This is a genomic window from Vibrio sp. Y2-5 (assembly GCF_014596725.1).
Classification (GTDB): Bacteria; Pseudomonadota; Gammaproteobacteria; order Enterobacterales; family Vibrionaceae; genus Vibrio.
On the sequence record NZ_JACVEG010000001.1, the window covers coordinates 891,865 to 917,910 of the forward strand.

General features: G+C 44.0%; 23 protein-coding genes. 12 read left to right on the forward strand and 11 right to left on the reverse strand.

All coding sequences use genetic code 11. From position 1 onward, the window contains the following. Positions 1-4: 4 nt before the first annotated feature. Positions 5-1,894: a DUF294 nucleotidyltransferase-like domain-containing protein gene (locus tag HUO09_RS04115; protein ID WP_167412427.1), complete on the reverse strand. Its 1,890-nt coding sequence runs from the start codon at positions 1,892-1,894 to the stop codon at positions 5-7. Between the two features lie 180 nt (positions 1,895-2,074). Between HUO09_RS04115 and HUO09_RS04120 the strand changes: the two genes are divergently transcribed. Further along, entirely contained in the window at positions 2,075-2,683 is a 609-nt protein-coding gene (locus HUO09_RS04120; RefSeq protein WP_223159285.1) for a porin family protein, read from the forward strand. 67 nt (positions 2,684-2,750) lie between these two features. Here HUO09_RS04120 and HUO09_RS04125 read toward each other — a convergent pair whose 3' ends face one another. From HUO09_RS04125 to HUO09_RS04135, 3 genes are all read right to left on the reverse strand, one after another. Continuing rightward, positions 2,751-3,941, reverse strand: a complete 1,191-nt coding sequence (locus HUO09_RS04125) for an amino acid aminotransferase (RefSeq protein WP_188233052.1) — start codon at positions 3,939-3,941, stop codon at positions 2,751-2,753. 280 nt (positions 3,942-4,221) lie between these two features. Beyond that, positions 4,222-4,593 (reverse strand): hypothetical protein, encoded by a 372-nt coding sequence (locus HUO09_RS04130; RefSeq protein ID WP_167412425.1) that lies wholly within the window; start codon positions 4,591-4,593, stop codon positions 4,222-4,224. A 205-nt stretch (positions 4,594-4,798) separates the two neighbouring features. Next, positions 4,799-5,035, reverse strand: coding sequence for a hypothetical protein (locus tag HUO09_RS04135; RefSeq protein ID WP_167412424.1), 237 nt, complete (start codon positions 5,033-5,035; stop codon positions 4,799-4,801). 245 nt (positions 5,036-5,280) lie between these two features. Between HUO09_RS04135 and HUO09_RS04140 the strand changes: the two genes are divergently transcribed. Further along, positions 5,281-5,493, forward strand: coding sequence for a hypothetical protein (locus HUO09_RS04140; protein ID WP_167412423.1), 213 nt, complete (start codon positions 5,281-5,283; stop codon positions 5,491-5,493). Positions 5,494-5,568: 75 nt separating this feature from the next. On the opposite strand, the gene asnS is transcribed toward HUO09_RS04140, so the two are convergent. Together asnS and HUO09_RS04150 are read right to left on the reverse strand one after the other, a co-directional pair. Continuing rightward, complete coding sequence (gene asnS, locus HUO09_RS04145) at positions 5,569-6,969, reverse strand: asparagine--tRNA ligase (RefSeq protein ID WP_167412422.1); 1,401 nt, start codon at positions 6,967-6,969, stop codon at positions 5,569-5,571. Between the two features lie 164 nt (positions 6,970-7,133). Beyond that, positions 7,134-8,747, reverse strand: a complete 1,614-nt coding sequence (locus HUO09_RS04150; RefSeq protein ID WP_188233053.1) for a methyl-accepting chemotaxis protein — start codon at positions 8,745-8,747, stop codon at positions 7,134-7,136. Between the two features lie 301 nt (positions 8,748-9,048). Here HUO09_RS04150 and queD point away from each other — a divergent pair, with 301 nt between their 5' ends. Further along, on the forward strand, positions 9,049-9,414 hold the full coding sequence (gene queD, locus HUO09_RS04155; protein WP_165311528.1) for a 6-carboxytetrahydropterin synthase QueD: 366 nt from the start codon (positions 9,049-9,051) through the stop codon (positions 9,412-9,414). A 146-nt stretch (positions 9,415-9,560) separates the two neighbouring features. Here queD and HUO09_RS04160 read toward each other — a convergent pair whose 3' ends face one another. Then, a complete protein-coding gene (locus tag HUO09_RS04160; RefSeq protein WP_188233054.1) occupies positions 9,561-11,885 on the reverse strand; it encodes an FdhF/YdeP family oxidoreductase in 2,325 nt (774 codons plus the stop codon). 303 nt (positions 11,886-12,188) lie between these two features. Here HUO09_RS04160 and HUO09_RS04165 point away from each other — a divergent pair, with 303 nt between their 5' ends. From HUO09_RS04165 to fdhD, 3 genes are read left to right on the forward strand one after another with little or no spacing between them, the layout of a single operon-like run. Beyond that, complete coding sequence (locus HUO09_RS04165; protein ID WP_188233055.1) at positions 12,189-12,359, forward strand: hypothetical protein; 171 nt, start codon at positions 12,189-12,191, stop codon at positions 12,357-12,359. 43 nt (positions 12,360-12,402) lie between these two features. After that, positions 12,403-13,320 (forward strand): LysR family transcriptional regulator, encoded by a 918-nt coding sequence (locus HUO09_RS04170; protein ID WP_188233056.1) that lies wholly within the window; start codon positions 12,403-12,405, stop codon positions 13,318-13,320. Beyond that, positions 13,320-14,156, forward strand: coding sequence for a formate dehydrogenase accessory sulfurtransferase FdhD (gene fdhD, locus HUO09_RS04175; RefSeq protein WP_188233057.1), 837 nt, complete (start codon positions 13,320-13,322; stop codon positions 14,154-14,156). The genes HUO09_RS04170 and fdhD overlap by 1 nt, the downstream gene beginning before the upstream one ends. A 94-nt stretch (positions 14,157-14,250) precedes the next feature. Here fdhD and HUO09_RS04180 read toward each other — a convergent pair whose 3' ends face one another. The 4 genes from HUO09_RS04180 to pabB form a co-directional block, all read right to left on the reverse strand. Then, the gene (locus tag HUO09_RS04180; RefSeq protein ID WP_188233058.1) at positions 14,251-15,612 is read right to left on the reverse strand and encodes an L-serine ammonia-lyase; all 1,362 of its coding nucleotides are present in this window, start codon (positions 15,610-15,612) and stop codon (positions 14,251-14,253) included. A gap of 87 nt (positions 15,613-15,699) precedes the next feature. Further along, positions 15,700-16,953 (reverse strand): aromatic amino acid transport family protein, encoded by a 1,254-nt coding sequence (locus HUO09_RS04185; protein WP_188233059.1) that lies wholly within the window; start codon positions 16,951-16,953, stop codon positions 15,700-15,702. Between the two features lie 265 nt (positions 16,954-17,218). Beyond that, positions 17,219-17,836, reverse strand: a complete 618-nt coding sequence (locus tag HUO09_RS04190; RefSeq protein WP_188233060.1) for a CoA pyrophosphatase — start codon at positions 17,834-17,836, stop codon at positions 17,219-17,221. 87 nt (positions 17,837-17,923) lie between these two features. Beyond that, positions 17,924-19,306, reverse strand: a complete 1,383-nt coding sequence (gene pabB / locus HUO09_RS04195; RefSeq protein ID WP_188233061.1) for an aminodeoxychorismate synthase component 1 — start codon at positions 19,304-19,306, stop codon at positions 17,924-17,926. Between the two features lie 177 nt (positions 19,307-19,483). Between pabB and HUO09_RS04200 the strand changes: the two genes are divergently transcribed. The 6 genes from HUO09_RS04200 (at position 19,484) to rimJ (ending at position 26,046) form a co-directional block, all read left to right on the forward strand. Then, positions 19,484-21,001 carry a fumarate hydratase gene (locus tag HUO09_RS04200; protein ID WP_188233062.1) on the forward strand — a complete coding sequence of 506 codons (1,518 nt, stop codon included), beginning with the start codon at positions 19,484-19,486 and terminating at the stop codon, positions 20,999-21,001. A 123-nt stretch (positions 21,002-21,124) separates the two neighbouring features. Beyond that, positions 21,125-21,310: a hypothetical protein gene (locus HUO09_RS04205; RefSeq protein ID WP_042487601.1), complete on the forward strand. Its 186-nt coding sequence runs from the start codon at positions 21,125-21,127 to the stop codon at positions 21,308-21,310. A 111-nt stretch (positions 21,311-21,421) separates the two neighbouring features. Beyond that, positions 21,422-22,801, forward strand: a complete 1,380-nt coding sequence (locus tag HUO09_RS04210; RefSeq protein ID WP_188233063.1) for a YcjX family protein — start codon at positions 21,422-21,424, stop codon at positions 22,799-22,801. Further along, positions 22,798-23,820, forward strand: coding sequence for a YcjF family protein (locus tag HUO09_RS04215; RefSeq protein ID WP_188233064.1), 1,023 nt, complete (start codon positions 22,798-22,800; stop codon positions 23,818-23,820). Before HUO09_RS04210 ends, HUO09_RS04215 begins: the two co-directional genes overlap by 4 nt. Before the next feature lie 103 nt (positions 23,821-23,923). Next, positions 23,924-25,468, forward strand: a complete 1,545-nt coding sequence (gene tyrR, locus HUO09_RS04220) for a transcriptional regulator TyrR (RefSeq protein WP_188233065.1) — start codon at positions 23,924-23,926, stop codon at positions 25,466-25,468. Beyond that, positions 25,468-26,046 (forward strand): ribosomal protein S5-alanine N-acetyltransferase, encoded by a 579-nt coding sequence (gene rimJ, locus HUO09_RS04225; RefSeq protein WP_373563683.1) that lies wholly within the window; start codon positions 25,468-25,470, stop codon positions 26,044-26,046. The genes tyrR and rimJ overlap by 1 nt, the downstream gene beginning before the upstream one ends.

A 26,046-nucleotide genomic window follows, 5' to 3' on the forward strand; every position in this document is an offset into this window, starting at 1 on the left:
TCCCTTATTTAAATTTATTACTGGCTTGATAGCGGTATTTTAAGAAGTTCTGAGCATTACTTAAAATTTGGAAGGCGTCTTTTAAGTTACGTCGTTCAAATTCAGAAAGATTCTCAGGTTCGATATTGTTATCCGCTTCGATATTGTTCTCAACATCAAACGCTTGGTGGCGAATACGTACCATGGAGATGAACTCAAGAGCATCGCGCAAGTCTTCACCTCTGCCTTTAGGCAAAATGCCTGCGTCGATAACGTTGTCGAGGCGTTCAAACGAGTTTTTCGCCCGCGACCCTACGGCCAATGCATGTACCCGTATTAAGTCAGCAAGTGGTGCTGTTCCACGTCGCTTTAAGTTGATGGAGTTGTTATGACGCCCATCTTTCTCCATTACAAAGCTTTTGAAGAAGCCAAGAGGCGGTGTTCGGTTCAGCGCGTTACGTGCTAGGCAAGCTAAGAATCGATTGTTTCTACGGGCACGGCGAACGATGAAACCATTCAACATTTCTGCCCATTTTAAGCGACCATAAACACCGTCTAGGTCGAAGAATATCGAAGCATTCAAAAGTGCTTTAGGGTTCGGATTATCAATCCAATCGGCAAAGCACGCTTCCCATTCTTGGCGTGTCATACGCCACATTGGATTGGTCGCCATGATATCACCGGTGCAATAGCTGTAACCGCACTGATCCAAAGCATCACAAACGAACTTGGCTAGGTTGGCAAAATACTCTCCATGAGCTTCTTCGTTGTAGCTATCGTCTAAGATAATGGCATTATCTTGGTCAGTGACGACCAGCTGTTCATCCCTTCCCATCGATCCAAGCGCCAAAAAGCAGTAAGGAATAGGAGGGGGGCCGAAGGTCTCTTCCGCCAGCTCCAAAATACGTTGTTTAAAACTGCGGCCAATGGTCGACATCGCAGTGCCCACCATGTGCGAGTTGGCGTCCTCATTGACAAGTCTGACAAAGGCGTCTTTAACTTGCTTAGACAGTGTTGCTAAGTCATCAACACTGTTTTGTTGGAATATGCTACTAACCAATAGTAGTGAGTTTTGGGACTCATAACGAATGATGTCAGTAATGTTCAGAATGCCAATTGGCTTTTTGTCTTTTAAAACGGGGAGGTGATGGACGTTATAACGCAGCATCATCAACATCGCTTCGTAAACGTAGGCGTTGTGATCTAAGAACATCACTTCTGATGTCATCACATCAGTAATCGGTGCTTGATGGTCAATACCGGTTGCCAATACTCGATGGCATAAGTCTTTTTCTGTGATGATTCCAATGACTGGGCTTTGATCATCTTCGTTATCTTCAAAGATTTCAGGGTCGATCACCAATAGTGAAGAGTCATTTTCCTCCGCCATTTTGATAGCGGCTTCTTGTATAGTGGCGTCTTTGAATACGTAAGGCGCTTCACCCGTTAAAATGCGTTTTACTTTTGATGTGGTTAAGTCATTTTGTTCTGAACTGTTTGACACGGCTTGGCGAAGACGAGCGTTATCTTCGACTTCAACATAATCGGCAAAAGCATCGTGTTCTTCATAGAGTGACTGAAACACAAATTCTGGAATGCAATAGACAAGCGTATCTTCAATGGCGGTGACAGGAAAACGTACTTTGTTGTTAGTGAGCAATCCCATTTGACCGAATAGTCCGCCTTCGGTTAATCGGTTATACAGTTCACCTTTACGTCGATAAACTTCAACCGTGCCACTGCGAATCATATAGAGATCTTGGATATGATCGCCAAGGTGGATGATTGGTGTGTCCTGTCTGTAGTAAGCAATTTCTATATGGTGAGCGATATGTTCTAGAATTTCTTCTGGTAACTCAGAGAAAGGGATGTGTTGGCTAAGGAAATTCTTAATTTCTGATAGCTCGGCTTCCATATAGGCTCCTTGAAAGATGCGTTATGTGGACGTAATGAACGTAAGAGTCTGTCAATACAAGAAAATGTAAATTGTACACGACTTTTCTCGTGAACGCAGATTCTATGGCTGTATCTCATAATCTTTTGCTACTTTCGACTAAGCTAAAGGAAGTGAGGCAAGAAATTCAAGGAGTTGTTGATGAAAAAATGGGCAGTGCTTATCTCATCGATGTTGCTATCTTCATCTGTTTTTTCACATGAGCTAACTGAAGCGACTCCGCTTCAGTATGATTATGTATATGGAAGTGTTAGTTCAGGCTCTTACCGATCTTATTCAACCGATGGCGACAATGCGAGTGCGGTTATTGTTGGAATAAACCATAAATTTGATGACAGTAACTTGCTGTGGAGTGCAGATTATGGCTCTCGGTTTGTTCACCCTAACAACGTAACTATTGATCACTATTTACTCCGTGTTGGTATCGGTTATCGTTGGTTATTGGCTGACAAACTGGATTTAGTCACTAATGGCAAAATAGGTGCATTAAGAATCGATGCTGGAGATAAAGAAACCGACTTTGTTTATAGCGTAGACCTTGGTTTAAGGTATGCCGTTACCAAAAAATTCGAAACGTCACTGTTTGCTGAAACACTCAGAAATAAGTGGCTGGATGAAAATGTCTATACATTGAGTGGCGATTATTATTTCTATCCTAAATTTGCTCTTGGTGGTTTTGTCTCTTACCGCGATGGCGAGCGAGGCACATCGATTCGAGAAGCGGGTATCTTGGCAAAATTCAATTATTAACGAGTTTCTAAACAAACATGTACAAAAAAGCCGACCAAAGGGTCGGCTTTTAGCTGTCAGATAAGGATTAAAGTACCGCTTTAATACCTTTGCAAAGAGGAAGCATATTTGACTTAGTCATGCCCGCTACGCTGATACGGCCAGAACCAACGATGTAGATGCCAAATTCTTCTTTCAGACGAGCCACTTGCTCCTTGTTTAGACCAGAGAAAGAGAACATGCCATTTTGACGTTCGATGAAGCTGAAGTCTGCAGTCACACCTTGTTCTTTCAGAGTAGCAACGAACAGTTCACGCATCTCTTGAATACGTTCACGCATTTCCGCCACTTCCGCTTCCCATTCTGCGCGCAGCTCAGCGTTGTTCAGAATGTATGTAACTACTGCTGCACCGTGTGCTGGTGGGTTAGAGTAGATAGAACGAATGATAGCTTTAACTTGAGAGAACGCTGTCTCTGCAACTTCAGAAGAAGGTGCAACTAAAGTGAACGCACCAACACGCTCGTTGTACAAACCAAAGTTCTTAGAGAACGAGCTTGCTACAAGAATTTCGCTGTTGTACTTAGCAAAAATACGTAGACCTTCAGCATCTTCTTCTACACCTTTTGCGAAACCTTGGTATGCAAAGTCAAACATAGGTAAAAGACCTTTTTCAGCCACTAATTTAGCTAGCGTTTCCCACTCTTCCGCTGTTGGATCGATACCCGTTGGGTTATGACAGCATCCGTGTAGCAATACAATATCACCAGCTTCTGCTTTCGCTAGGTCAGCAACCATAGCTGCGAAATCTTTATCTTTCGCTTCTGCGTTGTAGTAAGAATACTGTGCAACTTCCAGACCCGCGGCAGAGAACACACCGTTGTGGTTCGCCCAAGTTGGATTACTGATCCATACTTTCACGTCACCTAGTTGACGTTTGATGAACTCACCCGCCACACGTAGAGCGCCAGTACCACCAGGTGCTTGAGCTGTTTTCGCTAGCTGCTTAGTTACGATGTCTGAGTCTGCACCGAATAACAGCTTTTGTACTGCCAAACCGTACTCGGCCGTACCTTCGATAGTTAGATAAGATTTTGTTTTTTCAGATTCAAGTAGAGCCGCTTCTGCTTTTTTAACGGTAGCTAAAACAGGGGTTTGGCCTGCTTCATTTTTATAAATACCAACGCCCAGGTTAATTTTCTCAGCGCGAGGGTCTTTTTTAAACTCTTCAGTTAGGCCAAGAATAGGGTCAGCAGGGGCCGCGACAACTTTTTCAAACATAATGCTCATCCATGTAAGTTAGGTGGAAGGAAATCCAGTCAAATTTATCGTATTTATACCTTTCTGTACCAACGCTGACAACAGTGGTGTTTAGAAAATTTCAAAATAATTTAACTTGCTTGATGATTAATGCTTAAAGGTCGCTTTTCTTATGAAAAGGTTATCGTCTTTTGCAGGAAATGAAGTAGAAAAGTGTTACGAACTTGTTTACGAAAGCTGTTCGAGAGTACTGGAATGACCAGAGAACAGTGGTGTGTAATTGCAGTCTGGGTGGCAGTAATTACTGAAATGAGAATGAAAGGCTAATACCGGTTTCACTGCCGCTAAAATAGGGCGCAATTTTCACATCAGAAATAGCGTTAACTTGTGTATCTACTGTGTATTGCAAACCTGCTGAAATCGCGATTGCAGCGGCAGCACTCGGTAAAAAATTGCTGTCACTATTTTCATCAAGATAACCCACTAAGGTTGATGCTGCGACAGTTGAAAGATCTAAGCCGCTGGTTTTGTTTGTTTTATAGGTTGTGTATTGTTCGTTTGAGGCAACTTGCATCGATGAATCGTTGACTGCAAACTGATCATTAGTGAATGCATTAGCAGCAGTATGAATTAAAAGTAATCCAGCAAAAGAGGCAAAAGCGAGTTTTGTCATAATGCTCACCGACTCATACAGTTAGTTGATAGGGGACAACAGTGTCTTTCTGAAACGGATAGTGCAGGGAGTAACTTAAGAAAAACTTAAGAAAGTGGAAAAATCTTAAGGAAAGGCTTTGTTGTTCACAAAATTGTAGTCATAGAAAGAGAAAAACCTCCGTAATAGGAGGTCTTTCTTCAACGCATTCACTGGTCAGCCGTGGTTAATCTTGATTTTCGTTGAGATGTTTAACGATGGCTTTCTTTGCATCTTCTTCTGTGGGGATTTGACCTTCTTCGACATCCAACGGTTGTTTTGGGTGTAAGCCCAATGCATCTTCCGCAATATGTAACCAATCTGGGCGCCAATAATAGGGATCCGGAGCTTCTGGATGGTCCCAACTGTGCACGCTATCTTTTATGCCGTTGTAGTTGAGATCTTCCAATCTAAAGACTTTCATAACTTCCTCCAAAAAAACGTTATTCCTTTGAAAGTATGGAACATAATTTTTCCAAGTGAAAGCAAGTTTTAACACCACCAGCGACTCGACACCGCTATGTATGTTAATGGCGCATTAGAAAATGCCATCAAAAATAAGTGAGCCACGAGCATCTGTTTAGGTATTTATCACAACAACTGTATCGGTTCACCTTTCTCTTAATGTGGTTTAATCAACGTAAAACAACCTCTTAGTTAGGAGTGATGATGAAAAAGCAGTTGGTAAAACATGAACTAACACTGATTACAGTGGCGATATTTAGTGCTTTCTTGCTTGTGTTTGCACACCTCATTTTGGCCAAATCATTTGCACAATATGCGTGGGTTGAATACACCGCGGCGGTCATTCCGTTCGTTATCTTTAGCCTGTGTTTTGTGGGCGTAAGGTATGCGTTGAAAGCAGATCAAGAAGAAAGATAACTTGTTTGAGTGCCAGACAAAATAAAAGACCTCCACTTGGGAGGTCTTTTAACATTACGTATCACCAAAAAGGGATTAGAAGTTCGCTGAGCGAGGAGTACGAGGGAATGGAATCACGTCACGAACGTTACCCATACCTGTTACGTAAGACACTAGACGCTCGAAACCTAAACCGAAACCAGCGTGAGGTACAGTACCGTAGCGACGTAGGTCGCGGTACCAGCTCATGTGCTCAGGGTCGATGCCCATCTCAACCATACGTGCATCAAGGATGTCTAAACGCTCTTCACGTTGAGAACCACCAATGATTTCACCAATACCCGGTGCTAGAACGTCCATCGCAGCAACTGTTTTACCATCGTCATTCAGACGCATGTAGAATGCTTTGATGTCTTTCGGATAGTTTTTAACGATTACTGGTGCTTTGAAGTGTTCTTCTGCAAGGAAACGCTCATGTTCAGAAGACATGTCGATACCCCATTCAACAGGGAACTCAAACTCACGCCCAGAATCCAGAAGAATTTGGATTGCGTCAGTGTAATCTACTTGTGCGAAATCAGATTTAACGAACTGTTCCAGACGAGTGATGGCTTCTTTGTCGATACGTTGTGCAAAGAACTCTAGGTCATCACGACGCTCTTCAAGTACAGCTTTAAATACGTACTTAAGCATGTCTTCAGCAAGTTTCGCTACATCATCGAGTTCAGCAAATGCAACTTCAGGCTCAACCATCCAGAATTCAGCAAGGTGGCGGCTAGTGTTTGAGTTTTCAGCACGGAAAGTAGGACCGAAAGTGTACACTTTGCTCAATGCACAAGCGTACGCTTCTGCGTTTAGCTGACCAGATACAGTCAGGAATGTTTCTTTACCGAAGAAATCTTCGTTGTAGTCTACATTGCCTTTGTCATCCAGAGGAAGGTTAGCGTGATCCAAAGTCGAAACGCGGAACATCTCACCAGCACCTTCTGCATCAGATGCAGTAATTAGTGGTGCAGACATCCAGAAGTAACCTTGCTCATGGTAGAAGCGGTGAATTGCCTGAGAAAGGCAGTTACGTACGCGAGCCACAGCGCCAATCACGTTAGTACGTGGACGAAGGTGTGCTACTTCACGAAGATACTCGATAGAGTGACGAGTTTTTGCCATTGGGTACGTATCCGCATCTTCAACCCAGCCAACAACTTTTACGCCAGTTGCAGCCAGTTCGAAATCTTGACCTTTCGCTGGAGACTCAACAATCTTACCCGTTACTTCAACAGAGCAGCCAGTAGTTAGCTTTAATACTTCGTTTTCGTAATTATTAAGATTATTTGGGACCACGGCCTGAATCGGGTCGAAACAAGAGCCGTCATAAATGGCAAGGAAAGAGATTCCAGCTTTGGAATCACGACGTGAACGGATCCAGCCGCGTACAGTGACTTCACTGTCTACTGCTAGCTTGCCGCCAAGTACGTCAGTTACAGGCGCGTAAGTCATGTTTGATATAGTCTCCATTGAGGTAAACATACAACCCAATGAGTTTTTCGTCATTATTGTTGATTAAATAGACGATTCATTGGGTTGGATAGAATTCTTATTAATTCAACGGGACATATTACCTGTCAATTCGTCAGCTTCAACCTTTAATCTTACTTTGGTGGTTAATTCTTACGCGAAAGAGTAAATTGATTGAGCAAAGATTCCAGTTGTTGCGACAATTGCTCTAGATTTAAGCTGATTTCTCGTGTTTCTGTTGCTGAATGAGAAGTGTCTTGCGCATGGCGCGCGATCACTTCTACTTTTTGTTGAACATTCTGGCTCACTTGCGTCGTCATTTGTGTCTGACTCTGAATACTTTCTGTGTGTTCAAGAACCTGTTTCATTTCAGTGACCACATTTCTCATCGCAGCAGAGAGCTCCTCAATTTCGTTTGAGCGTGTATGTGCTTCTGAACAAACGCTATCTACAGAGACCATAGACTCTTCGCTCTCTTTTTGGAACTGGGCGATAATCTTTTCAATATTCCCAGTCGCTTCTGCGGTGCGTGAAGCGAGATTACGAACTTCGTCAGCCACCACGGCGAACCCTCGGCCTTGTTCGCCTGCTCGTGCAGCTTCAATCGCAGCGTTCAGTGCCAGAAGGTTAGTTTGTTCAGCGATCCCTTTGATAACACCTAATATGGTAGAAACTTCCCCTGTTTGGTTGTTCAGTTGCGCTATCTTGTTTTTCACGTCTTCAATGTCACCGACTAAGTTCTTAATGTCTTCGCTGGCAGAATGCGCTTGCAAAGCGCTGCTTTGGGCGACATCAGTGGTGTGTTTTACTAACACGGCTGCATCGGTGGTCGACATTTCAACTTCGTGTTGTTTGTTCTGCATTTCTTCGATGTTGTACTGTACGTCGGAGGTTTCACTCTGTTGATTATTTGCTGCTCTATCTGTCACCTGCGCGACACCCGTTAACTGATTAGCGGAAGAGGCGAGGGAATGTGAGGTCGTTTGGACTTGTTGCAAGCTGTCCGATACCGTGTCCATCAGGGAGTTGATAGAGGCGGCGAGTTGACCCAGCTCATCCTTTTTACCGTTGTCGAGTCGTGGTGAAAGGTCTTTGCTTTTACTGACCTGACTCATAAACAGTGTGGTTTTCTGTAGAGGTCTAACAATGAAACGTTTAATCAGCGTGAGTGTAATCAAGAAACCAACTATAGCGATAGCGGCCATGATTCCTACACCGACTAGTGTTCTGTGGTTAATCAGGCTGTTGATATGACTTAGGTTGTATTCAAGGCGGATAACACCCAGCACTTCACCCTCAGGAGCCATATGACACGCGACGCAGTTTGTACCACGGTAGTTCTCGCTGGATTTCATTGGCAGAGCGACAACAATGCCTTTACCCCAACTTGCTTCGATCGGCTCTAGGATGTATTCGCCTTTCAGAGCACGTTTATCAATATCATCAACGGGAGCTTGGTTTTCCTGCCCCGGACCATAAAGTTTACTCACTAAATCAGAGCGCAAAACACGCACTTGTTCGATACCATCTTGTGCCAAGGCTTTTTGACGTAGAGTTTCTTTCTGAGCCATGGTGCCGGTAAGCATCATCATGTTGAGGCTATCGAAATAGTTGCTTGCTTTATCGTGTAGTTGTTCACCCAAGACGGAGTTAATCAGATCACGTTGCTGAATAGACTGATAGATGGTCGAACTAGCCAGAACCAGTGCGAAAACCGTCACCAGCGTCAGAAGTAGTTTAGAGGTAATTGTTGAGCTCATAATGGTCTTATTGTTATAGAGTTATTAAATATTATTTAAGTAAATATAGACGTTAGAAATTAAAGGGAAAATGAGTGTTTTTGTTACTGTGACCACATACAAAATATGGATTTTATATTTGTGACACAGAAATGCTGTGCTCAGAAATTTGACGCTGCTGCCATAATTTCGACATCGAATTATTGTTTTGTTCAAACTGAAATTGCAGTGAAAAGTGAGATCCTACGCTTGTTTCCTAGTGTCAGATTACTTACTATTGCGCCTCATTTTTACTAGCCAGATTGATAGACTGATCACCAATATGAAGACTGAAATTTACAAAGAGTTCATGTTCGAAGCCGCGCACCACTTACCGCATGTGCCAGAAGGGCATAAATGCGGGCGTCTGCATGGACACTCATTTTTGGTTCGCCTATACGTAGCTGGCGATGTTGACCCACATACTGGTTGGTTAGTGGATTTTGCAGAAATCAAAGCTGCATTCAAACCTATCTATAATAGATTGGATCACTACTACCTGAATGATATTGAAGGGTTAGAAAACCCGACCAGTGAAGTTCTTGCGAAGTGGATTTGGCAACAGTTGAAACCATCTTTGCCTTTGCTGAGCAAAGTTGAAATCAAAGAAACGTGTACTGCTGGCTGTATCTATACTGGCGAAGCTTAACTCTCTCTGTAGCGGCTGATTCGTCGAAGCTTCAAGCTGAAAAAGAAAACCACCTTAGCTCTGCATCGTTTAACTTTATATCGTTTAACAATGCATGAAGTGTCAGGTGGTTTTTTTGTACCTTGAGTTTGTTAATTCAGACTCTTTTATTCAACTTTAGAACGTTGTATTTCATCTGAAGAGGCTTTTTCAAGCTTGATTGCGATGAACTTAGACGTTGGAGTAAAGGTTCTTTCCCCATAACTATCTAAAGGAACAAGGGGATTGGTTTCAGGGTAGTAGGCTGCTGCCTGACCTTTAGGGATATCGTACGCGACTAAGGTAAAACCTTGCACTCTACGTGTAACGCCATCTTCCCAAAGCGACACCATATCCACCTTATCACCGTTTTTAAATCCAAGTTTGGCAATATCATCTTCATTGATAAATAGCACTTCACGCATGCCAAATACACCGCGATAGCGGTCGTTCAAACCATACAGAGTGGTGTTGTATTGATCGTGTGAACGCATAGTTTGCAGAATCAGATCGGGCTTATTGCCTTGCTCTAAAACAGCCTCGTTGATGAGTTGTTTGGGTAATGGGCTGTCACTAAACTGTGCTTTGCCAGATGAGGTATTCCAATTGCGTTCTGTTGCAGAGTTTACAAGGTGGAAACCACCTGGATTACGCAGTTTTTGATTGAAATCGGTAAAGCCTGGAATAGTCTCAGAAATCAAATCGCGGATACGTTCGTAATTCTGAATTACCCAGTTCCAGTCAATTGGATGGCAGCCCAAGGTGGCATGTGCAATTCCGGCAATAATCGCTGGCTCTGAACGTAAATGTTCCGAGCGCGGCTCTAACTGACCATAGGAGATGTGGACCATACTGAAGGTATCTTCAACGGTCACGCCTTGCGGGCCGTGATCTTGAACATCGATCTCTGTGCGTCCTAAACATGGAAGGATAAGAGCATCTTTTCCTGTCACCAAGTGTGAGCGATTGAGCTTGGTTGAGATATGAACCGTCAGGTCGCAATTTTTCATCGCCAAATGTGTACGTTCAGTATCCGGAGTCGCTTGAGCGAAGTTGCCCCCTAAGCCGATAAAGACTTTCGACTTGTGTTCTTCCATCGCTTTAATCGCTTGGACTGTGTTGTGGCCAACTTCACGAGGAACACTAAAGTTGAAGCGGCGCTCAATGTTATCAAGAAAGGCTTTTGACGGTTTTTCATCAATGCCCATAGTGCGGTCACCCTGCACGTTACTGTGACCGCGAACGGGAGAAAGACCAGCGCCCGGTTTACCTACGTTGCCTCGCAACATTTGCACGTTCGCTACTTCTTTAATGGTTGGAACGGAGTGACGATGTTGGGTCAAACCCATAGCCCAGCACATGATCACACGATCTGAACGGCGATACATATCGGCGACCATCTCAATTTCGCTCAATTCGAGACCAGATTGCTCGGTGATGTGTTCCCATGTGGTCGCATCGACTTCTTTTAAATATTCGTCAATACCAATGGTGTGCTCACTGATGAACGCTCTGTCAAATACCGCTTTTCCATTGGTTTCCAGAGCTTCGCGCTCCCATTGCAGCAAGTATTTAGCAATGCCACGAAAGACAGCCATATCGCCACCGAGAGCTGGTCGCAAGTATGCAGTGTTGGTTGGCTTAGAACCATTGCTGAGCATTTCAATTGGCACTTGCGGGTTTTGAAATCGCTCCAGTCCTCTTTCTTTCAGGGGGTTTAGGCAGATCACTTGCGCACCACGTTTAACAGCTTCACGCAAAGGTTCCAGCATACGTGGGTGGTTGGTTCCCGGATTCTGACCAATCACAAAAATTGCATCGGCTTTGGCAAAGTCGTCAAAAATCACCGTTCCTTTGCCAACACCAATGGTGTCCTTCATACCAATTGCACTTGCTTCATGACACATGTTGGAGCAGTCAGGAAAATTGTTAGTACCGAAAGCACGTACGAACAGTTGGTATAAGAATGCCGCTTCGTTGCTTGCGCGACCAGAGGTATAAAACTCAGCCTGATGCGGCGATTCAAGCTGGTTGAGATGTTTGGCGACTAACTGATACGCCTCGTCCCAGCTCACCGGAACGTAGTGATCGCTAGCAGAGTCGTATTTCATCGGATGAGTAATACGACCTTGATATTCAAGCCAATAATCGGTTTGTTTCAATAGTGATGAAACGCTGTGAGTGGCGAAAAACTCTGGGTCAACCACGCGATTGGTCGCTTCCCAGTTAACCGCTTTTGCGCCGTTTTCGCAGAAATTTACTTTTCCGCTTTCCGGTGATTCTCCCCATGCACAACCAGGGCAGTCAAAGCCCCCATTTTGGTTCGTTTTAAGCATGGTACGAATGTTTTTAACCGCATTCTCGCTGCCCCACCAACTTTTAGTGACGGCTTTCAATGCCCCCCAACCACCAGCAGGACCTTTATATTGCTTTATGTGTTCTTTTTGACTCACGACTTTACTCCTCACGAACAGGAACAACAGCAAACAGGAGTACCGGTGAAAACAGGCGCGATATGGGAATAAAGCGGAAGTAGTAATACGGCTTATTTTGGTTTTAGAAGAGTCCTGCTTACTGCTTTTAAATTTCAGATTTGGATCTGCTGACATTATGTCTTGATCTAAATCAAAGATTATTGTGTCCCAAGATATGCGTCCAATTGATATTACCGACTGAGTGATAAACAGAATCTATGACGAATGGAGAAAGGGAATGAATAACTACTGATAAACCGCATGTATCAGCTAGGACACAATATGGCTGAAAATACGGCTATTGCGCTTGTATTTCCTTGTATGGCAAATGTTTGTCTGATAGCAGTTATCTATCACGCTATAGATAATTTAGATTTGACCCTTGTATTTGATAAGAATAACCTTGATTTAGATCAATTATTGCTGCGTTTTTTCCTATTCGTCATTTCCTGAAAAAACGCTCTTTTCACATACGGTTTAGGTCTTGTAATCGACAATGGATATCAAACAACTTAAGTACTTAATCGCCTTAGATCAGACCAAGCATTTTGGTCAGGCGGCGGCATTGTGTCATATCACGCAGCCAACATTGTCGATGAGGATTAGACGTTTAGAAGAAGAGCTCGAGCTTGAACTCATCAAAAGAAGCCAACGATTTGAAGGGTTTACCGAAGCGGGTGACCGGATTCTTGCTTGGGCAAAAACGGTATTAGCTGCTCACGATGGGCTACAAGCTGAAGCGGCTAACTGTCGAGGACAGTTGGTTGGTTCATTGAGATTGGGCATGGTTCCTTTGGCAAGCCAGAATCCAATGCAGCTCATTAAACCACTGTCAGAACTCTATCCAGAGTTACGTTTTCAGATAATGTCTATGGCTTCTGAGCAGATCATAGATAAGCTCAATCGTAATCAGCTTGATTTGGGCATGTGTTATATCGATCAGGTAAATACGAGCTATTTTGACGTGGTGGAAATGAGCTCTACAGATTTAGGCGTGCTTTACGATCATCGTTATTTTGACTTTGCTGAAGACATTGTTATGTGGGAGTCCTTAAGCAGCATTCCGTTAGGCTTGTTATCAAAAGGCATGCACTACCGCCATTCCATTGATTTGAGCTTCGGTAGCAAAGGGCTTGTGCCACAAACGGTGATTGAAAGTAATTCTACTTTTCACCTCATCCAAGCCGTCACCAGCGGGCTTTGCTGTGCAATCATGCCGCTGAATTCAGGGTTAGCAGAACTCAACGAACAGCTACGTATCGTCCCGATTGAGAAAGCGGTGGTGCATTCACCTCTGGTTTTACTCAAACGTAAACAAGAGCCCTCATCGGCACTTGTTGATCAGTGCTTTGCTGAAGCGAAGAGTCTGTTTGCTAAGCCTAAGCCATGCATTCAAGCTGTGGAGGTGATTTGATGTCCTGTACCATAGATAGCCAAAATTACAGTGAACTGCATGATTTTAACCAAGCCCCAGCTGCACCGATCGCGCATTACTACCGTGAGTTAACGGGTGAAAGTGAAGTTCTGGATGCTCCGTTAGCCAGTGAATCGGCTTTGGCAATCAGTTACAACGGCATCAATCAAGCGGTGATGATGGTCACCCCCGGTCATCTTGAAGATTTCGTTCGCGGCTTTAGTCTTAGTTCAGGTATTGTGAGTAGTTTTAGCGAAATTAGAGATATCGAAATTGGCGGGCAGGGCGATTCTCACTTCGCAGAAGTGGAAATCAGTAACCGCGCTTTTTGGGATCTGAAGAATCAACGCCGTCATATGGCCGGCACTACTGGTTGTGGTATCTGTGGTGTAGCCGCTCTTGAACAGGCTCTTCCTGATTTATGCCCGCTAGATTCATCGTCACCACCTAATCCGCTAGTCTTTGAAGGGTTGAGAGAGAGAATATCTCAGCATCAGAAAGCGGCAAAAATTTCCGGAGCACTGCACGCCGCGTTATTTGCCAATACGAAAGGGGAGATTGTGCTCTGCCGCGAGGACATTGGTCGTCACAATGCGCTAGATAAACTGATTGGTGCAATGGCATCAGAGCAGTTAAACACCAAAAATGGTTTTGCAATAGTGACCAGTCGTTGCAGCCTAGAGCTTATCCATAAAGCCGTAAGAGCAAAGCTTTCAACGCTGGTGTGTTTATCTGCCCCAACCGCATTAACAGTCGAATGGGCAAGAAGAAATAATCTTAACCTGATTCATCTGCCTCATTCTGGCTCGCCGAGGCTATATAGCCCTGCGCCATAGCTTCAATCTTTGATTGTTTATGTACATGTTTTAAAAACAAAAAAGCCTGACGATAATTCATCAGGCTTTCATTAATGAGATCAGAAGCTAACGATTAGCAGATCACTTTAACCGCTAAACCACCTTGTGATGTTTCACGGTATTTTGCGTTCATGTCTTTACCGGTTTCCAGCATGGTTTCAATCACTTTATCTAGAGAAACACGTGGTGCTGAAGAACGGCGCATCGCCATACGGGTAGAGTTGATCGCTTTGACAGCAGCAATACCATTACGTTCGATACATGGTACCTGTACTTGTCCCGCTACTGGGTCACACGTCAGACCTAAGTTGTGTTCCATGGCAATTTCAGCCGCCATACACACTTGTTCAGGGCTTCCACCTAACAGTGCAGCAAGACCGCCAGCCGCCATTGAACAAGCTACACCTACTTCGCCTTGGCAACCTACTTCCGCGCCAGAGATAGAAGCGTTTTGCTTGTACAAACCACCGATAGCACCAGAAGCTGCGAAGTAACGCGTATAATCTTTTTCCGTTACCGTCTGGATGAACTTGTCATAGTATGCAAGTACCGCAGGGATGATGCCACACGCGCCATTAGTCGGTGCTGTAACCACACGGCCACCCGCTGCGTTTTCTTCATTCACAGCGAAAGCGTACATGTTTACCCAGTCAACAACCGCCATAGGGTCATTCGTGATTTTTTCAGAAGTCAAAAGCTGCTGACGTAGCGCAGCAGAGCGGCGAGGTACACGTAGCGGACCTGGAAGAATACCTTCAGTACCCATACCACGTTCCATACACTCTTGCATGGTGCGCCAGATATTTGCGAAGTACTCTTTTACTTCAACATCACTATGAAGGGCTTTTTCGTTCTCCATTACTAGTGTGCTGATAGAAAGTCCACTCTCTTTACACTGGTTAACTAGCTCTTCTGCTGTGTTAAACGGGTAAGGAACGGATACCTCTGTTTTTGCTTTCTGACCGAAATGCTCTTCATCAACAATAAAACCGCCACCGATAGAGTAGTAGGTTTTGCTGTAAACAACGTCGTCATTGTTCCACGCGTGAATGGACATGCCGTTTTCGTGCAGAGACAAGAAGCTCTTATGGAACACCATGCCATATTCACGTGGAAAAGCGACGGTATGATTGTGCGTACCAACAGGAAGACGTTCAGTCTTCTGAACGCTTTCAATAAAACCTGGAATACTATCGATATCAACATGCTCAGGAGTGTTACCTGCTAAGCCCATGATGATAGCAACATCTGTATGGTGACCTTTCCCTGTCAGCGATAATGATCCATAAACGTCAACGGTAATTTTGGTGATGTCCTGCAGCTTATCCATTGCGATTAAGTCATCAACAAATTGTTTACCGGCTTTCATTGGTCCAACTGTATGTGAGCTCGAAGGACCGATGCCAATTTTATAGATATCAAACACACTAATCATAGCGATTACCTCAAACTAAGCCTCCTATATAAAGGAGGCTTATTACTATTATATTTTTAGTTTAATCGGACTTTACAAAGTTTGGGACTAAAACGCGCCGTAGATTACAGAACTAATCGCTGCAAGACCACAAATAACTGTGAAAATTTGTACCGGAGCTGAAGTCTTGTACTTCGCCATCGCAGGAACTTTATGCATTGCGAATACAGGCATTAAGAATAGGATAGCAGCAATCATTGGTGCACCCATTGTTTCAATCATGCCTAGGATGCTTGGGTTAACAATTGCAACGATCCAAGTAGTAAGAACGATGAACAATAGAGACGTTTTTTCAATCTTGCTTACTGGTGATTGTGAGCGAGATTTGATTAGACCAACCAGACCTTCGTGAGCGCCAAGGAAGTGACCGAAGTAGCTAGATGTAATAGCAGCGAAAGCAACCAGTGGGCCCATGTAAGAGATCAGTGGAGATTCATGAATGTTAGCGAGGTAAGACAAAACAGAAATATTTTGAGCTTTTGCTTCTGCTAGTTGCTCTGGAGATAGAGAAAGAACAACAGAGAATACAAAGAACATAACAAAACCCATCAGCATCATAGCAGCGCCGCCAGTGATTGAGTCTGTTTTCTGAACTGCGTCTTCACCGTATTTCATACGCTGTTCTTTAGAGAACTGAGAAATGATAGGGCTGTGGTTGAATGAGAACACAATAATTGGGATAGCTAGCCAAATGATTGAAGGCATTGAAGACCAATCAGGTGCCACTTCTACCATTGAGCTGTTCCACTCAGGGATAAGATAGAAAGACAAAGCCAGCAGAATGGCTACAAGTGGGTATACCATCGCTGAAGTCGCTTTCAGCATCAGTTCTTTACCAAACAAAACACCTGCAGTCATTGCAGCGATCAATAGGCCAGACAATAACCAGCGAGGAATGGATTCCATACCTATTTGGTTTACTAGGAATGAATCAACCGTATTAGTAATACCAACGCCGTAAATAAGAACGATAGGGTAAATAGCGAAGAAGTAAGCGAAAGTAATAAGGTTTGCGCCAGTTTTACCGAAATGTTCTTCTACTGTGTCAGTGATGTCTGCTTCAGGGTTTTTCGCTGAAAGAACAAAGCGAGCCAAACTTTTGTGAGCAAACCATGTCATTGGGGCTGCGATCAATGCCAAAATAACTAATGGCCAAAAACCACCCGCACCCGCTTTAATCGGAAGAAATAGTACACCTGCACCTACAGCTGTACCAAAAAGTGAGAGAGTCCATGCAAAATCTTGATAAGTCCATTTATTAGAAGATTGTTCTGATTTTTCGATAGCAATCGATGTGTTCATTTTTTATATCTCAATTTTTTATGGGAAAATAATTTCGGGTGCAATTCTCTTTGTTTGAGTTGCAAAAAAAGTTGATATAAATCACATCAAAGTACAGGTGACTAAGTTGTTTATTCAAAATAACATCTAGATCACGATTATCACGTGCTACATATGAATTATTTTGAGGGTTTTGATTAAAATAACTAATGCGAGGTTGCCAGTATTGAAACTATCTATGATTGCGCTTAAGTCGTACGCATTATTTATGTTAATAATTCAGGATTTATTTGTATGAGATATTGATGTGGCGTTGCAAAGCTTGGATGATTTGTGCCGTCATCCCCCAAATGAAGTGCCGCTGATAGGGGATGGCAAATATTCGGTGAGGCTGACTTTTAACCTGAAAAATACCCGAATAGAGTTTGTTTTTATCCAGTAGATGATCGGCGGGAACTTCAAATACCTCTTCAACTTCATTCGGATCGATTGCCGCCTGATAGTCTGGATTAATAAAAGCCATAATAGGTGTGACTGAGAACTTACTGATGGTCACAATTTCTGGTAACTGACCGAAAGTTTCGATGTCAGAAGCCGTAATACCAATTTCTTCTTCGGCTTCACGAATCGCTGTTCTGTACAGGGTTCTATCGCCTTCTTCGTATTTGCCACCCGGAAAGCTGATTTGACCAGGATGATGCTTGAGATGTTCTGCGCGTTTGGTCAAAACAATGTTCAACCCATGCTCTCTTTGTACAAATCCAATCAGTACCGATGCTTTGCGTAGTGAATCTCTTGGGATTTTGTCGTAGCGACGCGTTGATTCAATATGATAATCAACGGTTTGATGAAGTTGGAATCGTTGTATAAGTTCCGCTTTAGTGAGTGGTGATCTTGCTTTCATGCTGATCCAATCGCTTTATTTCGATGTTTTTAGAAAAGACAACCAGACAAGTGTTCGTGTTAGGCAGAGACTTATCTGGTATTCCACTTATCTTTCTAATATAGGCAAGATTCTACTCAGTTTGTCCAACGTTTCCTGAAATTCTGATTCACATTGGCTGTCAGCAACCACGCCACCGCCAGCCCAAGCATAGATTTTGTGATTGTGGGCAACAAGGGTGCGAATTGTAATGCTGGTGTCCATTTGCCCGTGGCGACTAATGTAACCAATAGAGCCACAATATGCGCTGCGACGGTGAGGTTCGAGTTCTTCAATGATTTCCATCGCACGCACTTTCGGAGCTCCTGTAATAGAACCGCCCGGAAAGCCTGCTTTTAGTAAATCACAAGCAGAATACTGGCTATCTAGCTTGGCACGAATGGTACTGACAAGATGGTGAACTGCAGGGAAGCTCTCAATATGAAACAGTTTAGGCACATGTACAGAGCCTGGCGCGGCCACACGACCTATGTCATTACGCAGCAAATCCACAATCATCAGATTTTCGGCCTGATCCTTCTCTGCATTAACAAGTTCTGATGCGAAAGCATCATCTAATACTTTATCTTGGCTTCTTGGGCGAGTGCCTTTTATCGGTTTGGTTTCGATGTCGTCTCCACGCAACTGTAAGAAACGCTCTGGCGAAACACTTAAAATTGCCCCTTCTTCAGTACGAATAAAGGCAGAGAAGGGCGCTTGGTTGTGGTTTTCTAATTTAAGATACGCTTGCCATTCAGAGCCTTGATAATGAGCTTCGAAACGCTGTGCAAGGTTGATCTGATAACAGTCACCAGATTTTAAATACTCCTGAACCTGCGCAAACTTTTCAGCATAGCTTTCCGGGGTCATGTTCGATTGCCAAGCAGTTGTGAGTGAAAAGGCTTGTTTGGCTTTTGAGTCGTGGTTGTCGCCGCCTTGCATTTCCAGCCACTGTTGCGCCTGATCCAAGTTAATCCCAACCCATTGAGCCGTTTTGTTATGGTGATCGATCACAATCGCCCATTCATAAATACCCACAGCCATATCTGGCATGTTGATATCGTGTTTGGCAAGAGTAGGGAGTTTCTCGACTCTGCGGCCTAAATCATAGGAAAAATAGCCGACCGCGCCGCCGACAAATGGCAGGCTCTCACTATAACTTTGCTCAGGCAGATACTGATTTTGCAAAGTAGCAAGCAGTGCAAATGGGTCTTCTAAAGATGAAGTTACACCGGAGGGTTCAGTGATGATGGTTTCTTCATCGGTGGTTGTGAGTGTCGCTATTGGGTTCGCAACCAAAATGTCGTAGCGGCTGTCGATATGTGTCTCAGAAGCAGAGCGTAACAGCATGGCCCAAGGGTGGTTTTCTACCTTTGAAAACAGTTGAGTTGCAATATCCGTATGATAGGTAAGTGCTTTTGACTGAATGCTTTTTTGTTCGTTTTTATTCATTTTAATAGATTGTCATTTTAGTAATTTGTGACAAAGAGACCGTTCACCGAATGGCGCGTTGAGGAAAGCAAGAGTATCATAAAGCCACTTGATGGGCTCACCAATTCCATGCAATTTTCTGATTCAAAGGTAAGCTCTTTAAAGCTCAAGGAAGCATAACAATAAAAGAGGCAAGCAATGACGGTAATTCGACAACAAGACGTAATCAGTAGTGTAGCTGATGCTCTACAATACATTTCTTACTATCACCCGCTAGATTTTGTCAAAGCCCTAGAAGAAGCCTACAACAAAGAAGAAAGCCAAGCTGCGAAAGATGCTATCGCGCAAATCCTGATAAACTCTCGCATGTCGGCAGAAGGTCACCGTCCTATCTGTCAGGATACAGGTATTGTAACTTGCTTTGTTAACATTGGTATGGCTGTTCAGTGGGACTCTACTGATATGACGGTTCAACAAATGGTGGACGAAGGCGTTCGTCAGGCATACACCAATCCCGACAACCCACTGCGTGCATCTGTTTTGATGGACCCGGCTGGTAAACGTATTAACACCAAAGACAATACGCCAGCGGTAGTACATATCAATATGGTTCCGGGTAATAAAGTTGAAATTCAAATCGCAGCTAAAGGCGGCGGTAGTGAAAACAAAACGAAAATGGTGATGTTAAACCCGTCTGACGATATTGCAGAATGGGTAGAAAAAACACTGCCAACTATGGGCGCTGGTTGGTGTCCTCCGGGTATGCTAGGCATTGGTATTGGAGGCACAGCTGAGAAAGCGGCTGTGTTGGCGAAAGAATCATTGATGGAACACATCGATATTCAAGAGCTGATTGCTCGTGGACCACAAAATGCGGAAGAAGAACTGCGTATTGATATCTTTAACCGTGTAAACAAATTAGGTATTGGTGCTCAAGGTCTTGGCGGTTTAACCACTGTTGTTGACGTTAAAATCAAAACAGCACCAACACACGCAGCGTCTAAACCAGTGTGTTTGATTCCAAACTGTGCAGCAACGCGTCACGTACATTTCACTCTTGACGGTTCAGGTCCTGCGGAACTGACGCCACCGAAGCTGGAAGATTGGCCACAAATTACGTGGGAAGCAGGTTCGAATACTCGTCGAGTTAACCTGGATACCGTGACGGCAGAAGATGTACAGTCTTGGAGAACGGGTGAAACAGTACTGCTTTCAGGCAAGATCCTAACAGGTCGAGATGCTGCGCATAAGCGTATTCAAACCATGCTACAAAATGGCGAGAAGCTACCTGAAGGTGTCGATCTAAAAGACAAGTTTATTTACTACGTAGGTCCTGTTGATGCTGTGGGTGATGAAGCGGTTGGTCCTGCTGGTCCAACAACCTCAACGCGTATGGATAAATTTACTGACATGATGCTGGAAGAAGTGGGCATTATGGGCATGATTGGTAAAGCAGAGCGTGGCGCGGCAACGGTTGAATCGATTAAGAAACACAAAGCGGTTTATCTGATGGCAGTAGGTGGTGCAGCTTACCTTGTTGCTAAAGCGATTAAGAAAGCTCGTGTGGTTGCTTTTGAAGACTTAGGTATGGAAGCGATTTACGAGTTTGAAGTGGAAGATATGCCAGTGACCGTTGCAGTTGACTCTACAGGAGCAAATGCACACCAAACTGGTCCAGATACTTGGCGTGTGAAAATCGCTGAAGCGGCCAAGTAATTCTTAATAAAGATAATATTTACCAATAAATCACAAAAAGTGCGGCGAAAGCGGCACTTTTTGTCTATATAATGCTTTAATAATTATTGGCTTGTTAACTTATTGAAACGTCAGGAGAGCATGATGCCTCGCTTTATAAAAATTCTTCAAATCCTCATAGCCGTGGTTATCGGTGCATTTGTGGGCTACGACCTTATTCTTCATGGGATCAGCATCTTTGATGATAAGTACGTAACGATTACTTGCGTACTGTTTGTTATGTTGGAAATCGCTCTGTTTGTTATTTACAAGCTGATTGAAGAAGATTAATCGTTTAAAAACGAATACTAAGCCTCTGATTTTATTCAGGGGCTTTTTTATTCATCTCGTATTAAGATTAACAACGTCATGATGCGCTAAAGATTTTCTGGGAGACTGTCAATGAAGCGAATTCGCCAAGAAGTGAATGACTTAATTAATCGTGGTTTAGATGCTCATGTGAGATTAGCCGTTACGGGACTGTCCCGTGCAGGCAAAACCGCATTTATTACGTCGTTGGTGAATCAACTCCTCCATACGTCCACACATGATAATTTACCGTTGCTTGCGGCAGCGCGAGACAAGCGAATTATAGGCGCGAAACGCGTTCCTCAAACTAATCTAATGGTACCGCGTTTCGGCTATGACGAAGCAATGGTGCAATTGCAATCTACGCCACCAGAATGGCCAGTGCCGACTCGCGATGTGAGTGAAATTCGTTTAGCGATTAAATACAAAACGAAGAAGCGAACGAAAAAGTTACTGAGTAGTACATCGACTCTGTATATGGACATTATTGATTATCCAGGGGAGTGGTTGCTTGACTTACCCATGCTTGAACTTGATTTTGCTACGTGGTCCGCTCAACAGTTTAATGCCATGCATGGGGTGAGAGCGGAATTGGCGAAACCTTGGCTTGAAGCGCTAGACAAACTCGATTTGAATGAAGAAGCGAACGAGAAAACATTGGCGCATATTGCTTCGCTTTATACTGACTACTTGCACAAATGTAAGGAGTCTGGATTGCACTGGGTTCAGCCAGGAAGATTTGTTTTACCCGGAGAACTGGAAGGCGCACCGGTGCTGCAATTTTTCCCTTGTCGAAATGTTGAAGCATCGTCTAAGGCAGATAAACATAGTGTTTTATCTCTGCTGAAAAAACGTTATGAGGAATATCAAAACAAGGTGGTTAAAGCTTTCTACAAGCATCATTTTTCAACCTTTGATCGTCAAATCGTATTGGTCGATTGTCTTTCCCCTCTGAATGACGGCCATGAATCGTTTATGGATATGCGCAGTGCGCTTGAACAAATTATGCATAGCTTCCGTTATGGCAGAAATGGTTTATTGAAACGTATCTTCTCTCCTAAGATTGATAGAGTGCTGTTTGCGGCAACCAAGGCTGATCACATAACCCCTGACCAATATGGAAACTTAGTGTCACTGCTTCAGCAGATGATACATCCCGCTTGGCAATCGGCAGCGTATGAAAACATTGAGATGAGCTGTATTAGTATGGCTTCAATTCGCGCAACCAAATCCGGTCATATTGATACTAGCGAAGGCAAAGTGCCAGCTATTCAGGGTATCACTGAGGCGGGAGAGTCGCTTACTTTGTATCCGGGAGAAGTGCCGAACAAGTTACCAAATCCTGATTTTTGGCAAAAAAGCCGTTTTGATTTCACTTCCTTCCGCCCAGCGAACATGAATCATGATGAGCCTTGCCAGCATATTCGAGTAGACAAAGCGCTAGATATTTTGATTGGAGATAAGCTTCAATGAGCGATTTAAAAGCCAAACAAGTCTTCACTCAGTCGTTAGACAAAGAAAATGATGAGATTGAACTCACCGCGCAAAAGCAATTTTCTGAGCAAGAGAAGTTCGTCCCATCAGTTGCTGAGATTGAAGAAAGTAAAATTGAAACGCAGCTAGAGCAAATTATCCGACCTAAGCGAGGTCGCCGCTGGCTGGTCTCCGGCTTATTAGTGGGCTTTGGCGGTCTTGTTACATGGCAAGCGATAGACTCTGTAGTTCAGGCGATTCAAAGTTCGGATTGGTTGAGTCTTGGCTGGACAGGTTTTATTGCTACTCTGGCATCTTTAGGATTAGGAGCGCTAGGACGAGAACTTTGGAAGCTGCGTAAGTTGAGAAATCATTTTTCAACTCAGGAACACGCGGAAGCCCTAATGACGAAAGACCGAGTTGGTAAGGGAGAGGCGTTTTGCGAATCACTGGCAAAACAGAGTGGAGTGTTACCTACCGCACCAGCTTATGAGCGCTGGAAAAACAGCGTTAGTGACAGCCACAGTGATGCTGAAATACTAGATATGTATGATGCTATGGTCGTGAGTGAGCAAGATAAGAAAGCCACTCAGCTTGTGTCTAAGTTCTCGACTGAAGCAGCAGCGTTGGTCGCCATAAGTCCGTTGGCTATTGCGGATATGTTGCTGGTGGCTTGGCGCAATTTCACCATGATTGACCAATTAGCGCAGTTGTATGGTGTTGAACTTGGTTATTGGTCTCGTTTGAAGTTGTTTAAGTCTGTATTAGTCAATATGGCCGCCGCAGGGGCAAGTGAGTTGGTCATTGATGCCAGCATGGATCTGCTATCTATGGATTTAGCGGGTAAGGTATCGGCACGAGCAGGACAAGGGATCGGTGTCGGTATCTTAACGGCGCGTTTGGGTTTAAAAGCAATGACTTTGTTACGTCCGTTACCATGGCATAAAGATCGCGCTGTAAAATTGAGTGCAATACGCAAACAAATCGTTACGAAAGTTACCGCATTGACTGTTAAGTAAGAGAAAACACACGGTAAGCACACAGATTACTTGACGCATTTCAACCCTTGATAGAAACTACTGTCAACTTTTCGTGACACTTTCTTATTAGGGAAATCATTCTGTGCGCCTTGAAGTATTTTGCGAAGATAGACTTGGTCTGACTCGAGAACTCCTCGACTTACTCGCCTCTAGAAATATCGATTTACGCGGTATCGAAATTGATATTTCCGGAATCATTTACTTAAACTGCCCAGACATTGATTTTGAAACTTTCAGTGAGTTAATGGCGGAAATTCGTAGGATTTCCGGCGTTAAAGACGTGCGAAAAATTCAGTTCATGCCAATGGAAAGGCACAATACGGAACTGATTTCCTTATTGAATAACTTGCCCGATGCGGTGCTATCGATCGACCTCAAGGGCTCAGTTGATATGGCTAACCATTCTGCATTGTCTCTGTTTAACAAAGACACTGGCGATATGAATGGCGTACACATCTCAACGCTGTTACCAAGTTTCAATTTCCAACGTTGGATAGAAGGCAGCAAATCCCGTTTGCGCGAGGAAATCGTGTTGGATGGTTTGGATTACTTGATGGAAATGATGCCTGTTTACATCACAGGCGAATCTAAAGAGTCGACCTTTGCCAGCGCTATGATGATCATTCGCCCTCGAGTCTCGGGCGTTGCAACTGAAACTCAGCTTTCTCTGCATAACAACCTTGGCTTCGAACATTTTGTTGGGATTTCGAATCGTCATAAGGCGCTTATCACCCAAGCGAAAAAACTTGCGATGCTCGATCAGCCCCTGCTAATTGAAGGGGATACAGGTACGGGTAAAGAGATGCTTGCACGAGCTTGTCATAATCGCTCAGACCGCGCCGCTCATCCATTCTTGGTTTTAAGCTGTGCTTCTATGCCTGATGACGTAGCAGAAACAGAGTTGTTTGGCCATGCTCCCGGTTCGTTCAATCATGAACAAGGTCACAAAGGCATTTTCGAGCAAGCGAATGGCGGCACGGTACTGCTGGATGAAATCGGTGAAATGAGCCCGCATCTGCAAATTAAGCTGTTACGTTTCTTGCAAGATGGCACTTTCCGCCGCGTTGGTGAAGAACACGAAATCCATGTCAATGTGCGTGTGATTGCTTCTACACGTTATAAGCTGGCTGAGTTGGCTGAATCCGGCAAGTTCCGCGAAGATCTTTTCTACCGTCTCAATGTTCTGACTTTGACTATTCCACCGCTACGAGAGCGCCCGAGCGATGTTCAGCCTCTATTGGAACTGTTTATTGCCAAGCACACAGCAAAATTGGGTATGCCTAAGCCGAAACTCGATGACGGCCTGCTCGATCAACTGGCTTTGTATCAATGGCCGGGTAATATCCGCCAACTAGACAATATGGTTTTACGTGCACTTACTGAGTTGCAAGGCGATGTGATTACCGCAGAGCTTTTCCATCTACCACAGTTGGAAAGCAACAATGTGGGTACTACCAATATTAACCTTGATGGGTCTCTGGACGACATTATGAAAGAATACGAAGCTCAAGTGCTTGACCGTTTGTATCAGTCTTTCCCTTCAAGCCGTAAATTGGCGAAGCGCTTAGACGTGTCACACACTTCTGTTGCCAACAAGCTTCGAGATTATGGGATTAAGAAACGTTGATTGAATCTAACAGCACGCCATCTTCAGTCTACGAAACGGATGGCGAAATACGATTGGTTACCGCTCAGTTGAGCGATGCGGAGCGTATCGCTCAATACTTCAGAGAGAACCGAGAACACTTAAAACCTTGGGACCCAGCTCGTGAAGAGGCATTCTTTACTGCGGAAGGTTGGCAGCAAAGATTGCTGAAGCTCACAGAGGTACACAAGCTTTCTTTGGGCTACTACCTGCTGATTATTGATGCCAAGACCGATAGAATGCTTGGCACAATCTCATTTAGCAATTTAAACCGTTTTCCTATTCACACCTGTAACGTTGGATATTCACTTGCCAGTAATGCGCAAGGCAAAGGAACCATGACCCGCGCATTACAAATGGCATGCAACTACATGTTTTCTGTTCAGAATATGCATCGCATTATGGCGGCTTATATTCCCCGTAACAAACGCAGTGAAGGTGTACTTGAACGGGTGGGTTTCTTGCACGAAGGGCACGCCAAAGACTACATATTGATTAACGGTAAGTGGGAAGACCACAATCTCATGTCTCTCATTAACGCGCACTGGAAAGAGGAATAA